This window comes from Hymenobacter monticola (genome assembly GCF_022811645.1).
GTDB classification, from domain to species: Bacteria; Bacteroidota; Bacteroidia; order Cytophagales; family Hymenobacteraceae; genus Hymenobacter; species Hymenobacter monticola.
In genome coordinates, this window is record NZ_CP094534.1 from 3,562,401 (window position 1) to 3,587,067 (window position 24,667).

13 protein-coding genes and 1 tRNA gene are annotated in these 24,667 nt (G+C 64.8%); 1 reads left to right on the forward strand and 13 read right to left on the reverse strand.

What is annotated here, in order from left to right:
* Positions 1-10: 10 nt before the first annotated feature.
* The 13 genes from MTP16_RS14825 to MTP16_RS14885 form a co-directional block, all read right to left on the reverse strand.
* A complete protein-coding gene (locus MTP16_RS14825; RefSeq protein ID WP_243510952.1) occupies positions 11-1,069 on the reverse strand; it encodes an alpha/beta hydrolase in 1,059 nt (352 codons plus the stop codon).
* A 139-nt stretch (positions 1,070-1,208) separates the two neighbouring features.
* Complete coding sequence (locus MTP16_RS14830) at positions 1,209-2,723, reverse strand: glycoside hydrolase family 30 protein (protein ID WP_243510956.1); 1,515 nt, start codon at positions 2,721-2,723, stop codon at positions 1,209-1,211.
* A gap of 251 nt (positions 2,724-2,974) precedes the next feature.
* A complete protein-coding gene (locus MTP16_RS14835) occupies positions 2,975-4,426 on the reverse strand; it encodes a glycoside hydrolase family 30 protein (protein WP_243510958.1) in 1,452 nt (483 codons plus the stop codon).
* A 126-nt stretch (positions 4,427-4,552) separates the two neighbouring features.
* Positions 4,553-5,644, reverse strand: a complete 1,092-nt coding sequence (locus MTP16_RS14840; protein ID WP_243510960.1) for a T9SS type A sorting domain-containing protein — start codon at positions 5,642-5,644, stop codon at positions 4,553-4,555.
* 70 nt (positions 5,645-5,714) lie between these two features.
* Positions 5,715-7,157 (reverse strand): glycoside hydrolase family 30 protein, encoded by a 1,443-nt coding sequence (locus MTP16_RS14845; RefSeq protein WP_243510963.1) that lies wholly within the window; start codon positions 7,155-7,157, stop codon positions 5,715-5,717.
* Positions 7,158-7,190: 33 nt separating this feature from the next.
* The gene (locus MTP16_RS14850; RefSeq protein ID WP_243510967.1) at positions 7,191-8,462 is read right to left on the reverse strand and encodes a sugar MFS transporter; all 1,272 of its coding nucleotides are present in this window, start codon (positions 8,460-8,462) and stop codon (positions 7,191-7,193) included.
* A 242-nt stretch (positions 8,463-8,704) separates the two neighbouring features.
* The gene (locus tag MTP16_RS14855; RefSeq protein ID WP_243510970.1) at positions 8,705-10,195 is read right to left on the reverse strand and encodes a RagB/SusD family nutrient uptake outer membrane protein; all 1,491 of its coding nucleotides are present in this window, start codon (positions 10,193-10,195) and stop codon (positions 8,705-8,707) included.
* A gap of 35 nt (positions 10,196-10,230) precedes the next feature.
* Entirely contained in the window at positions 10,231-13,680 is a 3,450-nt protein-coding gene (locus MTP16_RS14860; protein WP_243510972.1) for a SusC/RagA family TonB-linked outer membrane protein, read from the reverse strand.
* A 79-nt stretch (positions 13,681-13,759) separates the two neighbouring features.
* Positions 13,760-14,746 (reverse strand): FecR family protein, encoded by a 987-nt coding sequence (locus tag MTP16_RS14865; protein WP_243510974.1) that lies wholly within the window; start codon positions 14,744-14,746, stop codon positions 13,760-13,762.
* A gap of 281 nt (positions 14,747-15,027) precedes the next feature.
* Positions 15,028-15,618: an RNA polymerase sigma-70 factor gene (locus MTP16_RS14870; protein ID WP_243510976.1), complete on the reverse strand. Its 591-nt coding sequence runs from the start codon at positions 15,616-15,618 to the stop codon at positions 15,028-15,030.
* A 163-nt stretch (positions 15,619-15,781) separates the two neighbouring features.
* Complete coding sequence (locus MTP16_RS14875; protein ID WP_243510978.1) at positions 15,782-18,427, reverse strand: GDSL-type esterase/lipase family protein; 2,646 nt, start codon at positions 18,425-18,427, stop codon at positions 15,782-15,784.
* Positions 18,428-18,521: 94 nt separating this feature from the next.
* Entirely contained in the window at positions 18,522-22,586 is a 4,065-nt protein-coding gene (locus tag MTP16_RS14880) for a T9SS type A sorting domain-containing protein (protein ID WP_243510980.1), read from the reverse strand.
* Positions 22,587-23,115: 529 nt separating this feature from the next.
* Positions 23,116-23,191, reverse strand: a tRNA-Asp gene (locus tag MTP16_RS14885).
* Positions 23,192-23,401: 210 nt separating this feature from the next.
* On the opposite strand from MTP16_RS14885, the gene dinB reads away from it, so the two are divergent.
* Complete coding sequence (gene dinB, locus MTP16_RS14890; protein WP_243510984.1) at positions 23,402-24,481, forward strand: DNA polymerase IV; 1,080 nt, start codon at positions 23,402-23,404, stop codon at positions 24,479-24,481.
* The last annotated feature ends 186 nt before the right edge of the window (positions 24,482-24,667 follow it).

The following is a 24,667-nucleotide window of genomic DNA, read 5'->3' on the forward strand; positions in this document are numbered from 1 at the left end:
AAAAAGCGGGCTATTCAAATTGGAGGTGCTGGTTGAAGAAAGGTAGCAGCTTCTGGTACATCCGGCCCGTGCGGCCCATGATGCCGTTGCCGTGGTTGCCCTCGTAGCCTTCGGCCGAATGCGGAATACGGTACGCCGCCAGTTCGGTGCTGAAGGTGCGGCACGAAGGCGGAATGTGCCGGAACTGGTCCTGCTCGCCCCAATCGAAGGCCAGGCCGCGCAGCCGGCGAAGGCTGGCCAGGTGGCCCGGCAGCAGCGCCAGCGGCGAAGCCGCGGCCCACTGCGCCAGCACGGCATCGCGGTGGGCCAGGCTGTCGGGGCCGAAGGACTGCGGCAAGTCGGCCCCGAAGGCGCCCCGACCCGGAACGGGCGAGAAAGCCCGCGCGCACGCCACCAGGCGCACCGCGTCGAAGTTTTGCCTGAGTTCAGCGCGTGATTTGGCCCGGCTGGCTACGGCCTGGCCGGGGCGGGCGGCCATCCACTCGGGGTGCGGCGCCACGAAGCCGGGGCTCAGAGCGTAGGCAGCGGCATAGTTTCCGGGGTAGAGCATGGCCAGGCGCAAGGTGCCGTTGCCGCCCATGGAGTGCCCGGCCAGGCCCCGGCTGGCGGGCCGGGCCAGGGTGCGGTAGTTTTTGTCGATGAAGCTGACCAGCTCGCGGGCCGTAAAATCGGCCCAGGGGCCGTTGGTGGCGGAGTTGGTGTAGAAGCTGCCCTGGTAGAGCGTTTGCTCGTTGGGTGCCACCACGATGAGCGGCCGAATCTGGCCATCGGCAATGGCCTGGTCCAGCAGCTCGCCCAGGCCGTCGGCGTGGAAGAGCAGGCTGTCGCTCCAGGTGAAGCCGTGCAGGTAGTACAGCACCGGGTAGCGCCGGGCGGGGTTGGCCTCGTAGCCGGCGGGCAGGTACACGCTCACGCGGCGGCGCGGGCTTTCGCCGCCGGGGTTGCCGCGCAGCAGCTTGGAATCGAGGTAGGTAACCACGACGCGGCCTTTAGCAGTTGGCGCCTGTGCCGCGGTTGGGAAACGGCAGAACAGGCCGATAAGCAATAGAAAAGAGAGGAAAAACCGCATCAACAAAGAGGAATAAAAGAACGTCATGCTGAGCGCGGCCGAAGCATCTCTACGGCGTAAGTAATTTGATTTACTACTTGCGGCGGAGATGCTTCGGCTTCGCTCAGCATGACGTTCCGTTTTTACACAGGATTCAATCTCAGTTCATCACCAGCGTCATGATGGAGTGCGGGGCCGCCGTGGTTTTGGCGCCCTGGCCGGCCAGCCAGAGTTGGAAATCCTGGGGCTTGTCGCCGCTGTTGAGCACCACCACGGCCAGGCTGCCGTCGGGGTTGCGGAAGGCGGTGGTTTGCAGCCAGTCGCGGGTCGAGGCGGTGGCCACGCGCTTGGCACCGGGGCGGATGAACTTCGAGAAGTGGCCGATGTAGTAGTAGGCGTTGGTGTAAATCAGCTTGCCGGCCTTGGTGTCGGCAATGACGGGGGCGAAGCAGAAGTTGCCCACGTGGTTGGGGCCGCCGGTTTCGTCGAGCAGCACGTTCCAGTCGGTCCAGCCCACGGTGCCGGCGTTGAAGTCGCCTATCATCGACATGCCGTATTTCTCGCCCAGGGCCCAGTCGTCCACCTTGGCCAGGTCGAATTTCTCCTTGCAGCCCTCGGTGAAAATCAGGTTGGTGTTGGGGTAAGCCTCGTGCACGCGGCGCACGTTGTCGGTGAGCATGCCGCTGCCGGTCCACGTCTCGTACCAGTGGTAGCCGATGCCCCACACGTACTTAGCGGCGGCGGGGTCGTCGAGCACGGTGCTGGCGCGCTGGTACACCAGGTCGCGGTTGTGGTCCCAGGCAATGAGCTTTTTGGTGCCCAGGCCGCCCTTGGCCAGCGTGGGCCCGAGGAAGCCCTTGATGAAGTCCCGCTCTTCCTCGCCGGTATAGATGCACGACTCCCATTTCTGCGTGGCCATCGGCTCGTTCTGCACCGAGAGGCCCCAGATGGGAACGCCCATCTGCTCGTAGGCCTTGATGAACTTCACGTAGTAATCGGCCCAGGTTTGGCGGTACTTGGGCAGCAGCTTGCCGCCGTGCAGCAGGTCGTTGTTGTCCTTCATCCAGGCCGGCGGGCTCCAGGGAGCCACGTACAGCGTGAGCTTGCCGCCGGCCGCCGCCATCACCTGCTTGATGAACGGAACGCGGAACTGCTCGTCGTGCTTCACGCTGAAGGTTTTCAACGTTTCATCCTTATCGGACACGTAAGTATAGCTGCCGCTCGAAAAGTCGGAACTGTGAATGCTGGTGCGGCCCAGCGTGTAGCCAATGCCCGCTGTGGGGCTGTAGTAAGCCTTCAAAAACTCCTGCTGCTGCGGCTTGGGCAGCTTGGCAAAGGTTTCGGCCGAGGCATCGGTCAGCGCCCCGCCGATGCCCAGCAGGGTCTGGAACGAATGGCCGGGGTCCACAAACACGCAAACCTGGGTTTCGAGTGGCTGCGGGGCCGGCTCAAACTTCAGGGCCTCACCGGCCGCCAGGCGCAAGCTGGTGTTGGCCGCCGTGGTGAAGACGCGCGCGGTTTTGCCGGCGGCCGAATACGGCGCGCCTTTCGGGGCCGACTGAGCCGCTGCCGGCCCGGCCGCCACCAGGTGTAGCCCCAAGCCGGCGAGGAGCAGCAGGCGGGTGCGGTTTTGGGAAACGGCCGTGGGCAACTGGAAGGAAAATGGAAGACGCATGAGCAAAATGGGTGGGAAGGAGAGAAGCCGGAGGCGGTCAAAAGTAGCCGCTGGTCTCATGAAAAAACAGTGCGGAATGCCCCGCCAGGGCTTCTCTAGCGGAATCTGGTACGCCTACAGCACAAGCAACGCCGGGCAAAAACCGGCCGGGCGCCGCCCGCTCCCCGCCCGGTTTGCCCGGCGTCCGCTCGTTTAAAAAACACGCAAAAAAGAACTTTCAGCCCGCCACCAAACGGCGGCGAAAAGCCCGATTACCACACGTAGGTACCGACCGAGCCAGCGGCCAGCGCCGAGGCCACGGTTTTGCCCTTGAACTGGATGTTGAACTGCTGCGGCGACGTGCTGGTGTTCAGCACCACGAGCACCTTTTTGCCGCTGGGGGTGCGGTAGGCCACGTTGGGCAGGTTGTTGGGGGCGTCGGTGTCGATGCGCACCGAGCCGGGGCGCACGAACTTGCTGCTGTGGGCCACCGTGTAGTAGGCCGGGTTGCGGGTCACGCTGTTGCCCGAGATGGTGACGGCGCCCAGGCAGTCGGTGCAGCCGCCAGCGGTGTGCGGGCCGTAGTTCTGGTCGCTGGCCAGGTTCCACTCCAGCACGTTCTTGGCCCAGTTGCGCGGCGCTCCGATTTCCAGCTCCCGCACGTGGTTCGGGAAGTCGGTGAGCAGGTTGCCCGGCGCCTGCGTCCAGAACTCGGTGAAGTACACGCCCTTGTTAGGGTAGGCGTTGTGCACCTGCGCGAGGGCGTTGGCCAGCGAGCCGCCGTAGTTGTGAAAAGCCGAGCCTTCCACGTAGGGCCGGGCCGCCGCGTCGCCCAGCACGGCCAGCGGGTAGCCGGGCTGGTCGGGGTTGTGGTCGTAGGCAATGATTTTGGTGCTGATGCCCGCCGCCGCGAAGGCCGGCCCGATGTTGTTCTTGATGAAGTTGGCCTGCTCGGCGGCGCTCATCAGCATGCTGGGCTCGTTGTAGGGGTTCAGCGGCTCGTTCTGCAGCGTCACGGCGTCGATGGTGATGCCCTCGGCGGCCATTTGCTGCACGTATTTCACGAAGTAGCGGGCGTAGGCGTCGTAGTATTGCGTTTGCAGGCTGCCGCCCTTGGCGTTGTTATTCGTTTTCATCCACAGCGGGGCCGACCACGGCGAGCCCATGATTTTGATGCTGGGGTTGATGGCCAGAATCTGCTTCAGCACCGGAATCAGGGCCGTGCGGTCGGGGGCCAGGCTGAACTGCGCCAGGCCCACATCGCCGGCCGCGTCGTCGTAGCTGAACACCCGGTCGTCGAGGTCGGAGGCGCCAATGCTCACGCGCAGGTAGCTCACGCCCAGCCAGGTGCTGTCGGTGGCAAAGAGCTCGCGCAGCAAATCGGCCCGGCTCGTGGCGCTCATCCGGCTGATGACCGTGGCGCTGCCCCCCGTCAGGGTGTAGCCGAAGCCGTCCATGGTTTGGTAGGTACGCGTGGTATCGACGTTGATGGTCGGGTAGGAATTGGTGGCGGTGCCGAAGTTCAGCACGTTGGTTTGCTTGCGAAACAGCGCCGTGCGGTCGGTATTCGTCAGCCAGAAAGCCACCTGCGAGGGGCTGGTGGGTTGCGGATTCACCACGGGCGGCTGGGGGTCGGGCGTGTCTTCCTTCTTTTTGGAGCAGCTGGCCGCCGCCAGCGTCATTGCCGATAAGCTCACGGCCATCAAGAACTTGCGATTCAGCATAATAATTTACGGTAATAGTAGGGGCGGGGCTTGCCCCCGCCCGGGCGTTGAACAAAATCGTTGAGGCAGCGCGAACGGCGGGCGGGGGCAAGCCCCGCCCCTACGTCAATACCTGTTCGAACCGTCTTACTCCACCACCACGTGGCGGCTGGTGAGCTGGCTGCCCACCTGCAGCTTCACCAGGTAGTGGCCGGGGGCCAGGGCCTTCACGGGGGCCAGAGCGGTTTGGTAGGTGCCGGCTTTTTGCTCGGCATTCAGCAGGCTCAGCACGCGCTGACCCAGGGCGTTGTACACGTCCACGCTCACCGGCTGAGTGCTGCCGGCCACGGTGTAGCGCAGCTGGCTGTCGTGGCTGAGGGGGTTGGGGTAGGCGGTAACGCCGAGGGCGTTGGCCACTTCGGTGCGGCTGGCCAGCGGCCCGCTGCCCACCTGGTAGGTGTAAAACTGCGAGCGCGGGATGAGCGTGAAGTTGGGGTCGGTGCCTAGGTCGGTGGTTTGGCCGGCCACCTGCGGCAGCACGTCGGAGTAGAAGTCGCCGTTGTCGGCCACGTAGGCAGCCATCACGCGGAAAAGGTCGCCGTTGGCGGCCCCTCCCAGGGCGCTCAGCGGAATCTCAAACTCCCAGCCCGTGGCGTTGTTGGCCGCTACGCTGGCGGAGGTGGCAAACGCCGTCCGGGCCATGGCCGGGTCGGCCGCATCGGTCACGGCCACGCCGTTTTTGGGGCCGGTGCCCATGCCCACCTCGGGGTAGGTGGTCCCGGCCACGGTGTAGTTCACGCGGCTCAGGTACATGGCGTTGTTGGAGTTGTTCAGGGGCGACACCGTGATGCGGAAGCCAAAGTCGGCCTGCATGTCGAGCGTGGGCCGGTGGCGCAGCTGCGAAGAAGTATTGCTGCTGCCCGGCAGGCGGGTGCCGGCCGCAATGCCCGTGCGGTTGGGCGCGTCGAGGTAGAGCACCATCGCGCTGTAGGCCGTTTGCTCGGGCGTGGCCACCACCATCACGTTCAGGGTGGTGGCCGTGGTGCCCAGGTAAATGGCTTTCAAACCTCGGTCATTCACGGAGTGGGTGCCGGCGTAGCTGCCCAGCAGCTGGTATTTGCCCGTGCCGGTGCCCACTTCGGCCGCCCCCAGGGTGCCGTCGACGGTGAACTGAGCCTGCGCGCTGAGGGCCCGGAGGGCAAGCGCGGCGAAAACGAGAAGCGTAGAGTGCTTTTTCATGGGAATTTTTAACTTAAGTGATGGGAATGTGACAGATGCGTAAAAGTTGAGACTGGTTTTTTTCAGTGGGCTACCACGCGTAGGTGCCCACGGCGCCCACGGGCAGGGTGGCCGCAACCTGGCGCCCCCCCTGGCGGATGTTGAAGGTTTGGGTTGCCTGGCCGTCGTTCAGCACCACCAGCACGCGCTGGCCGGTGGGCGTGCGGAAGGCCACGTTGGGCAGCCCCTGGGGCAGGGTGGAGGCGATGCGCACCGAGCCGGGGCGGGCAAACTTGCTGGCGTGGGCAATGATGTAATAAGCCTCGTTGCGCGTCACGGCGTTGCCGGCCAGCGTGAGGGCGCCCAGGCACTCGGTGCAGCCGCCGGGCGTGTGCGGGTTCTGCTGCGGGTCGGCGGCCAGGTTCCACTCCAGCACGGTGCGGGCCCAGTTGCGCGTGGCCCCGATTATCAGGGTTTTGACGTGCCAGCGCAGGTTGTCTTCGAATTTGCTTTTCGAGCCCACCCACTGCTCGGTGAAGTACACGTTCTTGGCCGGGTAAGCATCGTGCACCTGGCTCAGCGCCTCAATGGGGCCGGCGTAGAGGTGGAAGGCGGAGCCGTCCACATATTGCGCGGCGTCTTTGTCGGCCAGCACCGTGAGCGGGTAGTCGGGGCGGTCGGCGTTGTGGTCGTAGCAAATGATTTTCGTGTCCAGCCGGGCCGTGCGAAAAGCCGGGCCGAGGTGCTTGCCGATGAATTCGGCCTGCTGCCCGGCCAGCATCAGCAGACTGGGGTTGTTGCCGGGGTGCAGCGGCTCGTTCTGCACCGTGACGGCGTCGATGCGGATGCCGGCCGCCTTCATGCCCTGGATGTACTTCACGAAGTAGCGGGCGTAGGCGTCGTAGAACTCCGGCTTGAGGCTGCCGCCCTTGGAGGCGTCGTTGGTTTTCATCCACGGCGGCGGGCTCCAGGGCGAGCCCAGGATTTTGATGCCGGGATTAATAGCCAGAATCTCTTTCAGCACCGGTATCAGGTGCGGCTGGTCGGCCGCGAGGCTGAACTTGCTCAGCTCCGGGTCGGTCTGCCCGGCGGGCAGGTCGTCGTAGCTGAACACCCGGTTGTCGAGGTCTGACGCGCCGATGCTCAGCCGCAGGTAGCTCACGCCAATGTTGTTGCCATCGGTGGCAAACAGCTCGCGGAGCAGCTTGGCGCGCCCGGCCGGGCTCATTTGGTGTAGCAGTTGGGCGCTGCCGCCCGTCAGGCAATAGCCAAAGCCGTCGATGGTCTGAAAAGTCTTGGACTCGTCAATTTCAATGGTTGGGTTGGCATTGGTGCCGGTGCTAAATGCCAGCCGGCCTTGCTGCGCCTGAAAAAGCACAGACTTGTCCGGTGTCGTCAGCCAGGCCGCTACGCCGGTGTTCTTGGTAGCAATTTGGGCTTTGGATTGCGCCTGAACACCGTGCGGCGCGGCGGCAAGCAGCAACGCCAGCAAAGCGCCGGAAGCAACGGAAAAGCGGCGGGATTTTGGAAGCATAATTGGAAGAAAGGAAGAGTGAAGGCCAGACGCCTAGCTGGCGCGGCGCAGGTGGCCGCGCAGCCCGTACCACACGATGTAGGCGTAGCACAGCACCGGCAGCAGCAGGGCCAGGCGCAGCGAGCTGGCATCGGCCACCAGGCCGAACAGCGGCGGCACCACCGCGCCTCCCACAATGGCCACGTTCAGCAGCCCCGAAGCTTCCTCGGTGTGGCGGCCCAGGCCGGCCACGGCCAGCGTGAAAATGGTGGCGAACATGATGGAGTTCATCAAGCCCACCGCCAGCAGGCTCCACATGGCCACCTCGCCCGAGGTGCTGGCCGAAACCAGTACCAGCGCGATGGCCCCAACAGCGTTGAAGGCCAGCAGCTGGCCGGGCCGGAACTTGTTGAGCAGGTAAGCCCCCAGAAACCGGCCCACCATGGCGCCGCCCCAGTAAAAGGCCACTTTGTCGCCGGCCACTTTGGGGGCCAGGTTCAGCACATCGGGCTGGCCCAGGTAGCTCACGATGTGCGAGCCAATGGCTACTTCGGCGCCCACGTAGGCGAAGATGCCCACCATGCCCAGCACCAGGTGGCGGTAGTGCCAGGCGCGGCGGTTGGCGTCGTCGGCCGGGTCGGGCGCGTGGGTGATGACGGGCAGCTTGAAGAAGCTCAGCAGCCCGCTGATGCCGATGAGCACGGCCCCGATGCAGAGGTAGGGCACCTGCACGGCGCGCACGTCGATGGCATCGGCGGCGCGGGCGGCGTCGAGGTCGGGCAGGTGCGAGAGGATGAGGGCGGCGCCCAGCAGCGGGGCCACCGTGGTGCCCAGCGAGTTAAACGCCTGCGTGAGCGTGAGCCGGGCCGGGGCTGACTTCGCCGGGCCCAGCACCGCCACGTAGGGGTTGCCGGCCACTTGCAGCAGCACCACGCCCGTGGCCAGCACAAACAGCGCCCCCAGAAACAGGCCGTACGAATGGCTATCGGCCGCCGGGTAAAAGAGAAAGCAGCCGGCCGCCGCCACCAAAAAGCCCAGCAGCATGCCGCCCTTGTAGCCCAGGCGGCCCACCACCTTGCCCGCCGGAATGCCCATCACGAAGTAGGCCCCAAAAAAGCACAGGTTGATGAGGTTGGCCTGGGCGTAGCTGAGCTGGAAAATAGCCTTGAGATAGGGAATCAGAATGTCGTTCAGGCAGGTGATGAAGCCGAACGAGAAGAACAGCACCGTGAGGGCCGAAAGGGCCGGGGTGTAGCGCGGGGCTGCACCCGCGCCCGTTGCAGGCGGGGCCACTGGTGGGGCAATAACGGAAACAGGAACAGCCATTGTTTGCGGATAGCAGGAAAGAGGCGGATGGGAGAAGGCAGGAGAAGCCGTAGCCTGTCATGCCGAGCATAGCCAAGCATCTTCACCGCTTCGTTGCAGCGATTGGATGACTCCGGCGGCAGAAACGCTTCGACTACGCTCGGCGTGACGGGCTTTTTAGCTTCAAAAAATCAAAATGTCGCCCCAGGGCAGGTACTCTTTGTCCCACCACTTTTCCCTGCCCCGGAAGCGACGCTGACTAGCTAGTAGCCAGGATTTTGTTGGGCCTGTGGGTTGGTGTTCAGCTCGCTCAGCGGAATGGGGAACAGCAGGTAGTTCACGTCGCGCGAGCCGCGCTTCTGCTGAATCAGGTCGAGGGCCGTGACGGCGTGGCGCGCGGTGCCATCGGCCTGCTCGTGGCGGGTGTAGCGCAGCAGGTCGAACCACCGCTCGCCCTCGAAGGCCAGCTCCAGGCGGCGCTGCTTGTCGATTTCGGCGCGCAGCGTGGCCTTGCTGGCGGCCTCGGGGCTGCCGGGCGTGAGCGGTGCCAGGCCGGCGCGCTGCCGGATGGGGTTCAGGAAGCCAATGACGGTAGCGGCGGGGTCGCCCACTTCGTTGCTGGCTTCGGCGGCGGTCAGGTACACCTCGCCGAAGCGCAGCACGTAGTAGTTGTCGGGCGAGTTGAAATTGCCGCCGTCGCTGCGCCACTTCCACACAAAGGGGCCCCGGTCGTTGGCGCCGCCGCGGCCGTCCACGTAGCTGGCGTGGTTGCGGCCGGCGTTCACGGTGCCCTGGTAGCTCCAGCGCTGGTCGTTGAGGGTGTCCACCACCGAGGTCAGGTCGGTGGCGCGGGCGGCGCTGCCGGTCACAAACAGCGTCGGGATGTTGAACTTGGGAAACGAGTACGTGGCCGGCGGCGTGGGCATCACGATGTCGGGCAGGGTGAAGAACGTGCCCCCGTCGGTGCTGCCCGAAAACTGTACTTCGAACACCGACTCGCCCCGGTTGTTGTTGGCCGGGTAGAGGCTGTTGAAACCCTGCAGCGAGTAGCCGCCGGCGCCGGTCAGCACCCGGTTGGCGGCGTCTTTGGCGGCGGCCCAGTTGCGCTGGGTGAGCTGCACGCGGCCCAGCAGGGCATTGGCCGCACCCTTGGTGGCGCGGGCCACCTGCACCTCGGGCAGCGCCGCAGCGGCCAAGTTCAGGTCGTCCACAATGCGGGCATACACTTGGTCGGCCGGCGTGCGGGGCAGGTTCAGCTGGGCCGGGTCGCCGCTTTCGGTGGGCTCCAGGCGCAGGGGCACGGCCCCGTAGAGGCGCACCAGGTTGAAGTAGCACAGCGCCCGAACGAAGCGCGCCTCGCCCACAATCTGGTCGCGCCGGTTGGCGCTCATGCCGGCCACGCCGGGCACGTACTTAATCACCGCATTGGCCCGGTTGATGGCGCGGTAGTTGTCGTGGTACACGTCGTACACCTGGCCCGAGGCCGAGTTCCAGTTGATGTCGTCGAGCACGCGCACGTCGTTGTTGCTGCTGGTGCAGTCGTCGGAGGGCATGTTGCCCACCAGGTTCAGCACCTCGGCGTAGCAGCCCTTGCTTTGCAGGCCGTCGTACACGGCCGTGAGGGCGGCCTCGGCATCGACGGCCGATTTAAAGAAGTTGGAAGGGGCAATGGAGGTCAGCGGCTCTTTGTCCAGCACGTTGCAGCCGGCCAGCAGCAGCATGGCCGAAGCCACCGGGAGGAAATACTTTTTCATGGGAATTTTTAGGCTAGGCGAGGCAAACAAGCGGCTTAGAAAGAGGCATTCAAGCCCACGGTGTAGGTGCGCGACTGCGGGTACACGCCAAAGTCGCGGCCCTGGCCGGTGGTGGAGAAGGGGTCGGAGCTCACCTCCGGGTCGTAGCCCGAGTAGCGGGTCCAGGTCACCAGGTTCTGGCCGGTCACGTACAGGCGCAGGCTGCTCAGGGCGGCGTGCTTGATGAGGCCGGTGGGCAGGTTGTAGGCCAGCGTCAGGTTTTTGAGGCGCACGTAGGAGCCGTCCTCGATGAAACGGTCCGAGTAGCGGGCGTTGCCGTTGGGGTCGCCGGCAATGGCGCGCGGCACGTCGGTGTTGCGGTTGGTGGGCGTCCAGCGGTTGAGCACGCGGGTGGTCTGGTTCAGCGGGCTCGACATGCTTTCCAGCGTTTCGCGGTTCTGGTTGTAGATGTCGTTGCCGAAGCTGCCCTGAAAGAACACGCTCAGCTCCAGGCCTTTGAAGGTGAACGTGTTGGTCACGCCGGCAATCGATTTCGGGTTGGGGTTGCCGATGATGGTGCGGTCGTCGGGGTTGATGATGCCGTCGCCGTTGAGGTCGCGGAAGCGGATGTCGCCGGGGGCGGTGTTGCCGGGGCTCTGCTTGGCGGCGGCGTCCACTTCGGCCTGGCTCTGGAAGATGCCCTGCACCTGGTAGCCGTAGAACACGCCCAGCGGCTGGCCCGTGAGCACGAAGCCGTTGCCGGACTCGATGCGGCGGTCAGCGACCTTGCCCTTGTCGTCCACGGTCTGGCCCAGGTCCAGCACCTTGTTGCGGTTCATGGTGAAGTTGAAGTTCGTGGTCCAGCCAAAACCATTTAGCGGCTGCACATTATTGGTGGTCAGGCCCAGCTCGATGCCCTGGTTCTGGATGCTGCCCACGTTCTGCAGAATCTGCCGGTTTTCGGCCCCGGTGCTCAGCGGAATGTCCACTTTCAGCAGCAGGTCCTTGGTGTGCTTGCGGTACACATCGGCCGTGAAGGTGAGGCGGTTGTCCAGCAGGCCCAGGTCTAGGCCCGCGTTGTACTGGTAGGTGGTTTCCCACTTCAGGTCGTTGTTGCCGATGTCGCTCTGCGTGGTGCCCGCGGCCACCACGCTCGTGCCGGGGTAGGTGTAGCCCACGCCGTAGCGCGAAAACCGCTCATAGGTGTAGAACTCCTGGTTGCCGTTGGCCCCGAAGCTGCCGCGCAGCTTCAGGTCCGACACCACCTTGTTCTGCGGGAAGAACGACTCCCGCGACACGCGCCAGCCCGCGCTGGCGGCCGGGAAGTAGCCGAACTTGCGGCCGTCGCGGAAGCGGCTCGACCCGTCGGCCCGCAAGCTCAGCGAGAGCAGGTAGCGCTGGTCGTAGTCGTAGGTGGCGCGGCCGAAGAAGCTGAGCAGGCCCCATTGGTCCTGGTAGCTGCTGGGCTTGAAGAACACCGAGGCAGCGTTCAGATAAGGCACGGCGTTGGAGGCGTAGCCCTTGCCGCCGGCGCTCGACGTGAACCGGTCCGATACCTGCATCGACTCGCCGGCCAGCAGCGTCAGGTTGTGCTGCTCGCCCAGGCTGGGGCGGTAGGTGAGGGTGTTTTCCTGCAGCCAGATTACCTGCTGGTTGGTGCCGGTGCGGGCCGAGCCTTTGTCGGCCTCGGCCGTGGTGGGGGCCGACGTGCCGGGGTAGTCGCGGCTGATGAACTCGTTCTCCAGCTGCGTGCGGAAGTCGATGCCGGCCGTCGAGCGCAAAGTCAGGTTTTTCAGCACGTCCAGCTCGCCGTACACGTTGCCGATGACCTGGTAGATAACGGCCTTGTTGCTGCTTTCCAGTAGGTTGCCAATGGGGTTGTCGAAGTTGCGCCCGAAGGGGTTCACCGAATAAGAGCCGTCGGCGGCGCGCACCGGCATGGTCGGAATCGAGGCCAGCGCGCCCAACACCGTGCCCGAGCTGCCCGCGCCGTTTTCGCTGCGCGTGCTGTTGTTGTTGTTGGTGCGGCTCAGGTTGAGGCTGGTGCCGGCCCGGAAGCGGCTGCTCAGCTGCTGGTCGAGGTTGAGCTTGAAGGTGTAGCGGTCGAAGCCCGAGTTCAGGCTGATGCCGTCCTGCTTGAAGTAGCCGCCGGCCAGGTAGTAGCGGGTTTTGTCGGTGCCGCCGCTCACGTTCAGCTGGTAGTTCTGAATGTTGGCCGGGCGGTACACCTCGTCCTGCCAGTCGGTGTTGGTGCGCACCGTGTCCGGGTTGAAGGCCGGCGACAGGCCCCTGTTCACCTGCTGGTCGTTGTAGAGGGCGGCAAATTGCTTGCCGTTCAGCAAATTCAGCTTTTTGCGAATAATCTGGCGGCCGAAGTAGGTGTTAAAGCCCACCGTGGCTTTGCCCACCTTGCCGCGCTTGGTCGTTATCACCACCACGCCGTTGGAAGCGCGCAGGCCGTAGATGGCCGCCGCCGCGCCGTCCTTCAGCACGTCGATGCTTTCGATGTCGTTGGGGTTGATGGCGTTGAGTGGGTTGGGCCGCTGGCCGCCCACCGACAGCTCCTGGTCGTACGTCGGCAGCACCGGAATGCCGTCAATCACGTACAGCGGCGAGGCGTTCAGGCCAATGGTGGCGTTGCCGCGAATGCGCACGTTGATGCCCGCGCCGGGCGCCCCGCTCGGGGCCGTTACCTGCACGCCGGGCGCCTGGCCCTGCAGGGCCTGGTCGAAGCCCGCCACCGGCTGGCGCTCGATGGCCGCCGCGTTCACCGACGTAATGGCCGTGGTCACCGTCTGGCGGCTCTGGGTGCCGTAGCCCACCACCACCACTTCGTTCAGGGCCTGCTGGTCGTCTTTGAGCACAATGGCCAGGTTGCTGGCCGCGCCCGTCACGGCCACTTCCTGCCGCCCGAAGCCCACCGAGCTGAACACCAGCACGCTGCCCTCGGGCACGTTCAGCGAGAAGCTGCCGTCGGGGCCGGTGCTGGTGCCAATGCTGGTGCCCTTCACGAGCACCGTCACGCCGGGCAGGCCTTCGCCGTTGGCCTGCGTCACGCGGCCCGATACGGGCACGTCCTGCACGTTGGTGCCGTTGGCATCCGTGGCGGTCGTCAAATTGGTGGAGCTGCCGGCCGGGGCCGGCTTGCTCACAATCAGGTAGTAGTCCTCGCGCAGCTTTTTGAAGCGCAGGTCGGCCTGGGGCAGCACGGCGGCCAGCTTGCTTTCCAGCGTGGCCACGCCCGGCTGGGGCACCACCCGCTTGCTGCCCACCAGGTTGCTTTCATAGAAAATGGTGACGTGGTGGTCTTTTTCCCACTGGCTGAGCAGGGTTTTCAGGGCCACGGTTTCGCCCGTGGGCGTGGGGGCCGTGGCCTGGGGCTCTTGGTGAAACGCCAGCAGTTGGGCCGCCGCCGGCATGGCATTGGCTTGAAACACCAGCATGCCGGCCGTGAGGCAAGCCGGCAGCGCGTAGTGCCGGCGCAAGTACGTACGAGGTGAATTCATAGGATTGGGGGAATTTTGCAATCGATTGGTGGGGAAATCAGAAGGTTGCCAGGCCGTTGGCCCGGTTTGAAGAATCCGGTTATTTGGTGGGCACAGTATTGTCTGCCAGCACGATGCGGCCCGCCTCGCGCGTGGCGCGGAGGTGGAAGGTTTCCTGCAGGGCTTGCAGCAGCACGTCGAGGTCGCCCACGGGCACGGTGCCGGTCATGCGGCGCTGGGCCAGTTCCGGGTTGCTCACCACCACTTCCACGCCATAGGTGTCTTGCAAGCGGGTGGCCAGCTCGGCCATGGAGGTTTCGTCGAGCACCAGCTGGGCGTCCTTCCAGGCGGCGTAGGGGGCGGTGCGCACGGCCTTGTGCACGGCGGCCAGCGGCTGGGCGTCGCGGGTTTCGAGCAGCTCGCCGGGCTTCAAAATCACGTCGGGCCGCTGCTGGTCGTCGAAATCCACCCGCACCTTGCCCGAGAGCAGCACCACGCGGGCCTGGTCGCGGCGGCGATACACGGTGAACTTGGTGCCCAGCACCTCCACCGCGAAGCCGGCGCGGGTGTGTACCACAAAGCGCTGGTTGTTGGGCTGGTGCTTCACCGAGAAGTAGCCTTCCCCATCCAGCCACACCTCGCGCGGCTGGTTGGCGGCCCAGGCGTTGGCGTAGCGCAGCGTGGAGTGGCCGTTCAGGGTGGCCTCCGAGCCGTCGGGCAGTTTAATGGTATTGACCTGCCCGTAGGCCGTGGCCACCTCCCGTGGGGCCACCGGGCGCTGCGAATACAGCAGCCAGCCGCCCCCGGCCACGGTGCCGGCCAGGGCCGCCGCGGCCGCCCACTGCCGCCAGCGCGGCGCGGCCGGGGCCACGTAGCGCGCCGGCTCGCCTAGGCCCAGCTTCAGGTGCAGGGTGTTCAGCAGGGCGTCGTAGTCGGGCTCTTCCACGGCGGGCTGCTGGGCCTCGGGGGTGGCGGCCAGGCGGTCCCAGTGCCGGCGCATCCAGGCCTGTGCCTGGGCCTGGTTGGCGGGGTCGGCCAGCCAGGCTTGCACGGCGGCCGTTTCGGCCGGCGTGGTGAGCCCGGACACGTGGCGTTGAAAAAGTTCTTCGTTTATCGGGGAGAGCATGCGCGGCTGCGGGGAACGGTGGTGGAAATACTGGGATGGGGTAAAGCCAGTATTTTCAGGGTGATAGGTCACTCACCCGGTGCTTTTTGCCAAACGGAGAGGGTCGCAATGCCCCAATCGTTTGCAGTAATACACCGCTAGCGCGCAACACCCCTACTGGCTTTAGAAAAAAATTTTAGACGTAAACTAGGAGAAGGACAAGGTGTAGCCCCATCCGGCTATTAAACGATTTAGCAATCGTGCTAAGCGCTGGCCAAGGCCAGCCACAGCGCCACGACGAAAATGCTCTCGCCGTGCGACTGAAAGTAGCCGCGTAGGAATTTCAGGGCGTGACCCATCTGCGCTTCCACGGTTTTCACCGAGAGGTTGAGCTGGGCGGCAATCTCGGGGTAGGAGAGGCCCTGCTGCCGGCTGAGCACGAAAATCTCGCGCCGCTTGGGCGGCAGCTGCTCCAGGGCCGCCTGGTAGAGGGTTTCGAGGGCCGCGTAGTCGGCCTCGTTGCCCACCTGGCCGGGCTCCAGGCCCGCCGTGTAGGTCTGGAAGCGCAGGTGCTGCTGGCGGCGGCGCAGCAGGTTGAGGATGGCGTGGTGCGCCGTGGTGAACAAGTAGGCCTTCAGGGGCATGTCGTCGCGCAGCTGCTGGCGGCGCTCCCAGATTTTCAGGAAGCACTCCTGCACAATCTCTTCGGCATCGGGGCGGGCCTTGAGGTAGCCGTAGGCGAAGCGGTACACCAACGCGCTGTAGTGGCCGAACAGGGCATCAAACGCCCGCTCATCGTCTTGTTTGAGTCGATGCAGGCAGTCCAGCTCGGAAAAGTCGCGTGCTATTTTCACCCAAGAGTTAAATTAAGCGGGCATTAAAATTAAGCAGCGGAAGGCAAGAAGAAAGCGGATGCCCGTCTTCTTACCCGTTCAGCTTGCCGTGGCAATAACAAAAAGCAGCGGCTGCCCGGGGAGGGCAGCCGCTGCTTTTTGACGTGGTCAGAAAGGTACTGTGCTATTCCTGTGCACGTACAATGCGCTTGTGGACCAGTCCTTCGCGGGTGTCAAGCACCAGCGAATATACGCCGGGCGCCAGCGCCGCCAGGTTGAGCTGTCCGCCCCGGAGCCGGGCGGTGAGGACGGCCTTGCCCAGCACGTCGTACACCACGGCCGGGCGGCCCTCCAGCGCCGCGGGGCCGGCAATGGTGATGAGGCCGGCCGTGGGGTTGGGGTAGAGGCTGATTTGGGCGGCCGTGGCACTTTCGCGCGCGGCCAGGGGTGTGGCCACGCGGGCCAGGGTGTTCAGGCTCTGGGCCAGGTTGGCGAGGGAGTCTGTAGTCGCCACGCGGCGGCCGTCGAGCGGAGCGTAGATTTCCAGGCTCGATTTCAGCAGCGAGTCGGCGGCCAGGGCCCACACTTCGTCCTGGTTCATGCCCGAGCGGTAGAACAGCCAGTCGCGGAACTGCACGCGGCCGGGCGCGGCCGCCCCGCCGATGTCGAGGCGGGTGGGGCGCAGGCGCTCCTGCACCGTGCCTTCGCGCACGCTGTCTACATAAAGCATGGTGGCGCCGCGGGCGTAGTAGTGCGTGAGCACCAGCTTGTGCCAGCGGTTGTTATTCACGGGCACCGAGCCCGTAATGGTCTGGCCCTTGGCCGATTGGTAGGTCACTACGCCATTGGCGTCGACGCGGATGTTGCCCGCGGCAATGCCCGCGCTGTCGCGGATTTCCACGAGGCGGCCGGCGCCGGTGGTTTTGAACCGGATGGCCGTGGTGAAGGGATGCACCACGGCTTCGGGCACGAAGCGGATGACGTTGGCGGTGGTGCCGGTGGTGGGGCGCACGAAGGTGACGCCGTTGCTGGCGCGGCGGGTGGGCAGGGCCTTGTTGGCGTTCAGGGCATCGAGCAGCGAAGGCACGATGGTGCGGGCCATTTCGGCGTGGCCGAGGTCGTTGGGGTGCAGCGCATCAAACCAGTAGCCGGTGGCCCAGCGGCCGTTGCCGTCGTCCACGGCGCCCAGCAGGTTTACGCTGGGCACGTTCCAGCCGTGAATCAGGGCGTTCATCTGGCGGGTGAAGGTGTATTGCGTGGCCGTGTAGTCGTTGCGGGTGTAGCCGTTGTTGACGATGGGCACCAGCCCGTTGGCCCGGGCGTGGCGGATGAGTTGGACCAGGTTGGTGCGGAACTGGTCGAAGATGGGCTGCCCGCCGGTGAGGATGCCTTCGTTGCCCAGGGCCAGGCCAATCATCACGTACTTGCCGTTCTGGGGCAGCACGTCGTTGTCGAAGCGGTTGGTCACGTCGATGGTGTTGTTGCCGGGCACGCTCACGTTGGCCGTGGCCCAGGGCCCGCCCAGGCCGGCGGTGCTGCGCTGCGTCAGCAGCTCCGAGTACAGCGTGGTGTAGCCCCGGTTGTTGGTAGCGCCCACCCCAAACGGCACCGACGAGCCAATAAACGTGAGCTTAAAGGGATTGATGGCCACGTAAGGCTCCAGCGCCAAATCATCAAAATACACGCTGCCGGCGGCGGTGCCCGCGGCATTGCGCCACACGGCCGCCGCCTTCACGAAGGCCGTGCCCGTCGGCACTGCCCCCACGGCCGACAGCCGAATCCAGGTGCCGGAAGTGGAATTTACCGTCACCGAATCGGATTTGAAGCGGCCCAGCAGCGCCTGGTTCTGGTCATAATAAAGCAATTGTATGTGCGCCGATTGCGCGCCGCGCAGCGCGTCGGCCGCCGCGTGGTAGAAGAAGCCGTTGAGGCGGTAGGTGCTCACGCCCGCCTGGGCGCGGTAGCTGATTTGCTGCTCCAGGCCCAGGCTGCCGCCGGCCAGCCTGGCGGCGTAGGTGCCGCCGTGCTTCTGGGCGGTGGCCACGGTAGCAGTGGCGCCGGCGCCGCGCGCCACGGTGGTCCAGAAGTTCAGGTTGCCCAGCTCGAAGCCGGGGTTCTGGAACGTGTAGTTCGGCGCGGGTACGGCGCGGCCGGGCACAATGTCCATCCGCATCAAATTGAGGTAGGCGTACATGCCCACGGTCTTGCTCAATTCCAGCGTGATGGCCCCGCTGGCATCGGCCGAGAGCGTGTCGGAATGGGCCAGGGTGTTGTTGTTGCCGGCGTAATTGATGGCACCCACGTTGGCGCCGGTGGTGGTCAGGGTCACCGTGCTTTGGTTGGCGCCGGTGAGGCGGTACTGGCTCACCCGCGTTTCGGCCGTGGAGCTACGGCTGCCGAACAGGTGGAACACGTAGCGCTTGCTGGGGTCGAGGCCGCTCAGGCGGAGGGTGCCGAGGCTGGTGCTGCCCGTGCCCTGCACAAAGAAGTAGTCCTGGGTGGCCGTGGCAATGGCGTATTCGCCCAGCAGCGCCGCGCTGGGGGCCAGCAGCCCGCCGGTCACGATGCCGTTGGTGAGGAAGTTGGCCCCCACCTTCAGCTTGATGCCGGTGGGCTGGTTCACCTTGTCCACCAGCCGGAAGGTATCGGTCACGCCGGTGTTGTTCAGGATGTTGTTCCAGTAGTTGCCGTTCACGTCGGGGCTGGGCGTGATGTTGCCGTTGGTACCGTCGTTGGTCCCGAAATCGGCCAGCACCGAGCGCACCGTCTGCGCCCGCGCCGAGCCCAGCGCCAGCCCGCAAAGGGCCAGAAGGATTAGTGGTTTTTTCATGGTATAGGGTGGGTTATTGATTCTGTTTTAGCTGTTAGCTACTCGTTGTTAGTCAGTAGTCAATTAAAATGGCCTGCTAACCAGCAGCTGACAACTAGTTTTTCATGATTCTCAGTTGCTGAGTCTGGCCGGGCAGCGCCACGCGCAGCAGGTACACGCCCGCCGGCAGCGCCGCCAGCTCGCCCAGGTCGAGGCGGTTGGTGTCGGCCGTGGGTGCCACCAGTCGCGTTAGCACCGTGCGGCCCATGGCATCGGTCAGCGTCACCGGCACGGGGCCGTCGAGCGGGGCACTTACTGCCACACTCAGCACCGCACCAAAGGGGTTGGGGTACGCCAGCAGGCCAGCGGTAGTGGCATCACCAAAGCTCACCGCTTGCATCGGTGAATAGCTGGCGGCGCCATCCAAATCGAGCTGGCGCAGGCGGTAGTAGCGCAGGCCGGTTTTGCCCGGCTCCGCGTCTGTAAACTGGTAGAACTGCGGCGTGCTGCTGTTTGGCAGGCTGGCCCGCACAAAGCCCAGCTTGCGGAAATTGTGGCCATCGGTGGCTACCTGAATCTCGTAGCCGGCGCAGTTTTTCTCAGTAGCCGTGGTCCAGTCCACCACCACGTTGGCCTCGCGGCGCACAGCGGCGAAGCGGCTCAGCATCACGGGCAGCGGTGCAGCCTGGTCGCTGATGGCCAGCAGGCCCAGGCGCGTGAGCGAGGCCGGCCCCGTGAGGGTGCGGGCGGCCGCGTCCACCGTCGTGGCCGCGTAGGTTTGGTAGGCGCTGTTGTCGGCCAGGCGCTGGCTGAGGCGCTGCGCTGCTTCGCTGGCCACGGTGCCCAGCAGGGCCGGGTCGTAGGTGAGCGTGGGCTGGTAAGCGTAGCCGCTGCCGTCATTGTTGGCGTCGGCGAAGGTGAAATACGCGTTGGCATAGCGCGCGCCAGCCGCAAACGGCGGGGGCGGGTTGGTGCCCGAGTAGTAGCGGGCCACCACCAGGCTGGGCACTGTGCCGGTGCTGCCATAGGTGAGAGAAGCCAGCGCGCGGCCACCCAGCGAAAACACCTGCGTGCCGCCCAGCACCGGCGCGCCCGAAGCCGTCAGGGCCGGCGGGGTAGCGGTGGGCGTCACCTCGTCGGCGCCAATGTCGGTGCCGCCGGCCGCCACCGTGGTAGCGCGGGCGGCGCCGCCGAAGTCGCCGGCCTGACCGGGCAGCTGCACGCCGTTGCCGTTCACGTACCAGGCCTCCGGGTTGGCGGCGTTGATGTCGAGGTTGCCGGTGGCGAGGTCCACAAACAGGCTGGCGGCCGGCGCATCGGCGGGGCCCACGCGCAGGCTGCTGGCGTCGCCGCCCGAGCCGCCGGGCTGGGCGGCCTTCCAGCCGTCAAAATTTAGCACCACGCCGCCCCAGTTACCCACCGCGGCAGCGTTGGGGCTGACAAATAGGTTGTAGTTGGAAGCCGTGGCGGCCCAGCCGGTGGTGCTGGCCGTGCCAATGGCAAGGGCCGGGGTGCCGGGTGCGGGCGTGCGGCCATTGTAGAGCAGGTTGTTGCGCAACTCCACGGAGGGCGGCGCGCTGGTGGCGCTGCGCCAGAAACCGTAGCTAATGCCCGTGGCCGCGCCGCTGGCCGGGGCCAGGTACACCGAGTTGTAGTAGAAGCTGTTGGCGCCGCCGCTCGACAAGTCCTGGATGCCGTAGGTCTGTTGTGCAATGGACCCGGCCGCCAGGCTAATCTGGTTGTTGGCAAAAGTGCCCGAGTAGACACCCTGCACGGCCAGGCCACGTACCTGGTCGGCATTGGGCCCGGTGCCGGTGCTGCTGCCGTACACGTTCCATACGCGGTTGCGCTCCACCACCGAGCCCGCGGCCGAGGCGCCGCACAGCAGGCCCGTTACCACAAAAGCATTGCTGCGGGTGGGCGGCGTGGTGGCCGAGGTGCCCACGTTGCTGATGCGGTTGTCGCTCACTGTCACGGCCCCCATCACGCCCGAGGTCGGCCCCACAAAAATGCCCGCCGTGTTGGTGCCCGCGCCGCTGGTGGCATTCAGCACGTTCGTCACCGTGTTGCCGCTCACCGTGGCCGCCGCGCCGCTGCCGCCCACGTAGATGCCCCGCGCGTTGGCATTAACTGCCGCCGTGGCCTGCACCGTGATAATGGTGTTGGAACTGATGCTGTGCGAGCCCGTGGCGAAGATGCCGTACACCGTCAGGCCCGCCGAAGTGCCGCTGTAGGTAACGTTGGTAATGGTGTTGCCGGTCACGTTCGAGCCCGCCGCGCTGGTGCACTGGATGCCGTTGAGGTTGGCCGTGGCGCCGCTCTGGCTGAGGTTGGCAATGGTATTGTTGCCAATGACCACCACGCCGCTGCCGGTCGAGTTGATGCCGGCCAGCTGCGCCGGCGTGGCCAGGTTGCTGCTCAGCCCGCTCAGCTGGTTGCCGCTAATGCTGCCACTGCCGCTCCCGCTGCTGTAGATGCCGAACACCGGCGCCCCGCCCGCCGGGGCCGACAAGCCAGAAATCGTGTTGCTCGTCACCGCCACGGCGCCGCTGCCGCTCAGCCACACGCCCGCCAGCGTGATGTTGAGGGCCGTGCCGCCGCCGGCAAAGGTGGAGGTGCTGCTCAGCCCGCTCACGGTGTTGCCCGTGATGGTGGCGGCGCCGCTGCCGCTCACGTACACCCCGGCCACCGGCGAGGCATTGGTGGCGTTCACGGTACTGCTGGCTACGGCGTTGGTGATGGTGCCGCTCAAGTTGCTGAAGGTGTTGCCGCTGATGGTGCTGGCCGAGCTGCTGCTCATGTTCACGCCCGCCAGCGTGCCGGTCTGCGAGGCCACGCCGTTGGCTACGGTGGTGGTAATGCCTGCCACGGTGTTGTTCTGCACCGTGGCGCCCACCGCGTTGCCCAAGTCGATGCCGTAGAAATTGCCCGCGTGCGTGATGCCCTGCCCGCTGCCCGTGCCCCCGATGCTGTTGCCCTGTATTGTTACGATGCCGGCCGTGCCGTTGCGGGCGTGCACCCCGTACATAATGCCCGTCGAGGCCGAGGCGAAGTTGCGTATCACGTTGCCCTGCACCGTGGTAGCGACGGCGCCGGCCGTCGTGCTCAAATCCAGGTAAATGGGGTATTCGTAGCCCGTCGTCGACCCGATGGCAAAGGCCGCGCCGCCCGCGCCCGCCTGCGAGCCGCCGATGCTGTTGCTGCTCACTGCATGCCCGGTGCCGCCCACCATCACCACGCCGTAAAAGGCCGCGCTGAGCGTGCCGCTGGCGTAGTACAGCTGGTTGTTGCTGACCACGTGGTTGTTGCCGCTGCTCAACCGCAGGAAGCGCAGGTCGCCGCTGCGGCTCACGGTTTCGTACACGGCGTTGCCTTCGGCGGCCGTGGCGCCACCCACCGTCCAGTTGTCGCCGCTGTTGGTGGTCACGTTCAGTCCCGCGGCCGTGAAGTTGTAGATGGTGCAGCCGCGCACGGTGTTGTCGCTGTTGGTGGCCCCGGCCGTGCCCTGCGAGTAGATGCCGTTGGCCGGCAGCACGGTGGTGCTGTTGTTGGCCGGCCGCAGGTCGCAGCTGGCCAGCAGGTTGAAGTCGTTGCCGGTGGTGCCGGTGCTGGTGCTAAAAAACACGGTGCCGCTGCTGGTGCCGGTGTTGGCGCTTTCCAGCACCAAGTTGCGCAGGGTGTTGTTGGTAGCATCGTTGCGCAGCAGCACGGCCGGGGCGCTGGCCGTGTTGCGCAGCGTGAGGGTGCGGGCGCTGGTGCTGCCATCGTACCCGCTGATGGTCAGAAAATCCGTCCCGTTCAGGTCAATCAAAGCCGTGGTGCTGCTGCCGGATATCACCGGGCTGACGCCGGCGGCGGGCACGATGCTCACGCCCTGCCCGGCGCCAATTACTACCGCAGGCACTACCAGTGCGTTGGTGCCCAGCGAATAAGAAGCGTCTAGCAGCGTGAAGGTTACGCTGGCACCCGTGCTCACCCCGGCGCCCAGGGCCGTCATGGCGGCGGGCAGGGTGGGGTAGGTGCGGGTGGGGTCGGGCGAGGCGCCGCTGCCCACGTAATAGGTGCCGCTGAGTTGCTGGGCACTCGCCGCGCCAGCCAGCAAGAGCAACGCGGTGAGAAGAAGGCCGCGCTGCCGAGTGGGAGGGCCGGCGTGGCGCATCGTAGCGTAGAGTTTGGGCATAAGGGATTCTTAGAAAATGGTCAGTTTGGGTGGGTTTTCTCAAACGTTTGCGGAAGTTTCTTGCAAACGTTTGGGGTAATACACCAAAGCCCAGCAACACCCTTATTGCTTCAACTGATAAAATCCCGAAATGTGCCCTCAGGCGCTGCAATCCGCGAAAATGCTTGGTTTTTGCCTTTTCGCTTCAGTGACTGGAACAGCATAGGGCCACGCATTAAGTTGGCTTTACAGCAGAGGTATACTTTTGTAATTATTCCTTGTTATTTCAAATAAAATATATTTGTCATAGTATATTAAATATTGAGCGCTGTTTTGAATCCGAGCTAGTGCCGTACGAGGCCTTAAAGGCTGTGAAAAGTGTTTTAAAAAGCCACAAACGATTCCAGAAAAAACTATTGTCAAACCCGTGCCTAATGTCCGGGATGTGGCCAGACCTCTTTATCAGTCAGGTGGTAAATCGCGAGAACGCCCGCGCCTTAGCAGGGCCAAAAGCAAAAAATCCCGGCCGCACGCGCGGCCGGGATTCATGCTGTAGAGAGAGGACTCGAACCTCTAATTTTACTAGCGAGATAGGCTAGCGCGTCTGCCAGTTCCGCCACCCCACATCGTTTGATGAGTCAAATATATGTAAAAGAACTATGAATAAAAAGAGAAATTTTGAAATTTAATTTTTGATGTTTTTTCAAAATCGGTATAAGCTGGCCGTCAGAATTAATCTGCCGGCAATGCCTTGCCTACTTTGGGCACTATTAACTAAGATTTAACACGCCTGGGGAGCCCCGATTTATCTTTGTTGTAATAATTAAGCAAGCTTGGTGGTGCCCGATTCTATCCGCAAAATCATCCATTTGGACATGGATGCATTTTATGCATCCGTCGAGCAGCGCGACAACCCCGAGCTGCGCGGCCGGCCCGTGGCGGTAGGCGGCGCCCGCGAGCGGGGCGTGGTGGCGGCGGCCAGCTACGAGGCCCGCCAGTTTGGGGTGCGGTCGGCTATGCCGTCGGTCACGGCCCTGCGCAAGTGCCCGGAACTGGTGTTCGTACCGCCGCGCTTTGCCGTGTACAAGGAAATATCGCGGCAGATTCGGGCCATTTTTGCTGAGTATACGCCGCTCATTGAGCCGCTGTCGCTCGACGAGGCCTACCTCGACGTGACGCACAACCTGAAGGACATCGTTTCGGCCACCCAGATAGCGCGGGAAATCCGGGCCAAAATCCTGGCTGAAACTGGTCTCACGGCCTCGGCGGGCATTTCCTACAATAAGTTTCTGGCCAAGCTGGCCTCCGACTACCGCAAGCCCAACGGGCAGTTTGTGGTGCGCCCCGAGCAGGGGCTGGCCTTTGTGGAAGGGCTGGCGGTGGGGCAGTTTCACGGCATCGGGCCCGTGACGGCGGCACGCATGAACCAGCTGGGCATCTTCACCGGGGCCGACTTGCGGGCCCAGCCGGTGGAGCTGCTGCACCAGCATTTCGGCAAGGCCGGGCGCTACTACCACGCCATTGCCCGGGCCGAGGACCACCGGCCCGTGGAGGCCGACCGCCTGCGCAAGTCGGTGGGCTCGGAAACCACCTTTGCGCAGGACTTAACGGCCTTTACCGACTTGCTCGACGGCTTGCGGCCGTCCATTGAGGAGGTGTGGGAGTATTGCCAGCGCTCCGGCATCCTGGGCCGCACCGTGACGGTGAAGGTGAAGTATGCCGACTTCCAGCAAATCACGCGCAGCCGCAGCAGCGTGGGGCCCATCCCGAGCCAAGCAGTGCTGGAGCGCCTTTGCCGGGAACTGGTGGAGGGGCTATTTCCGCTGCCCAAGGGCGTGCGCCTGCTGGGCGTTTCGCTTTCCAGCTTAAACAACGAGCAGCCCGCGGCGGGACGACAGCTGACGCTGAGCTTTTGAGTTGCTTTTGTTCTGGCGGGGCGCCTCACCCCCTGGCCCCCTCTCCCAAAGGGAATGCGACCAAGCATTCTTCGGGGGTACCGGTTTTGCTTCTGCTGGAATCGTCAGGCTCCCCCTCTCCTTTGGGAGAGGGGGCCGGGGGGTGAGGCGCCTGCCAGAACCCCCCGGCCCCGGACCTAAAACCTC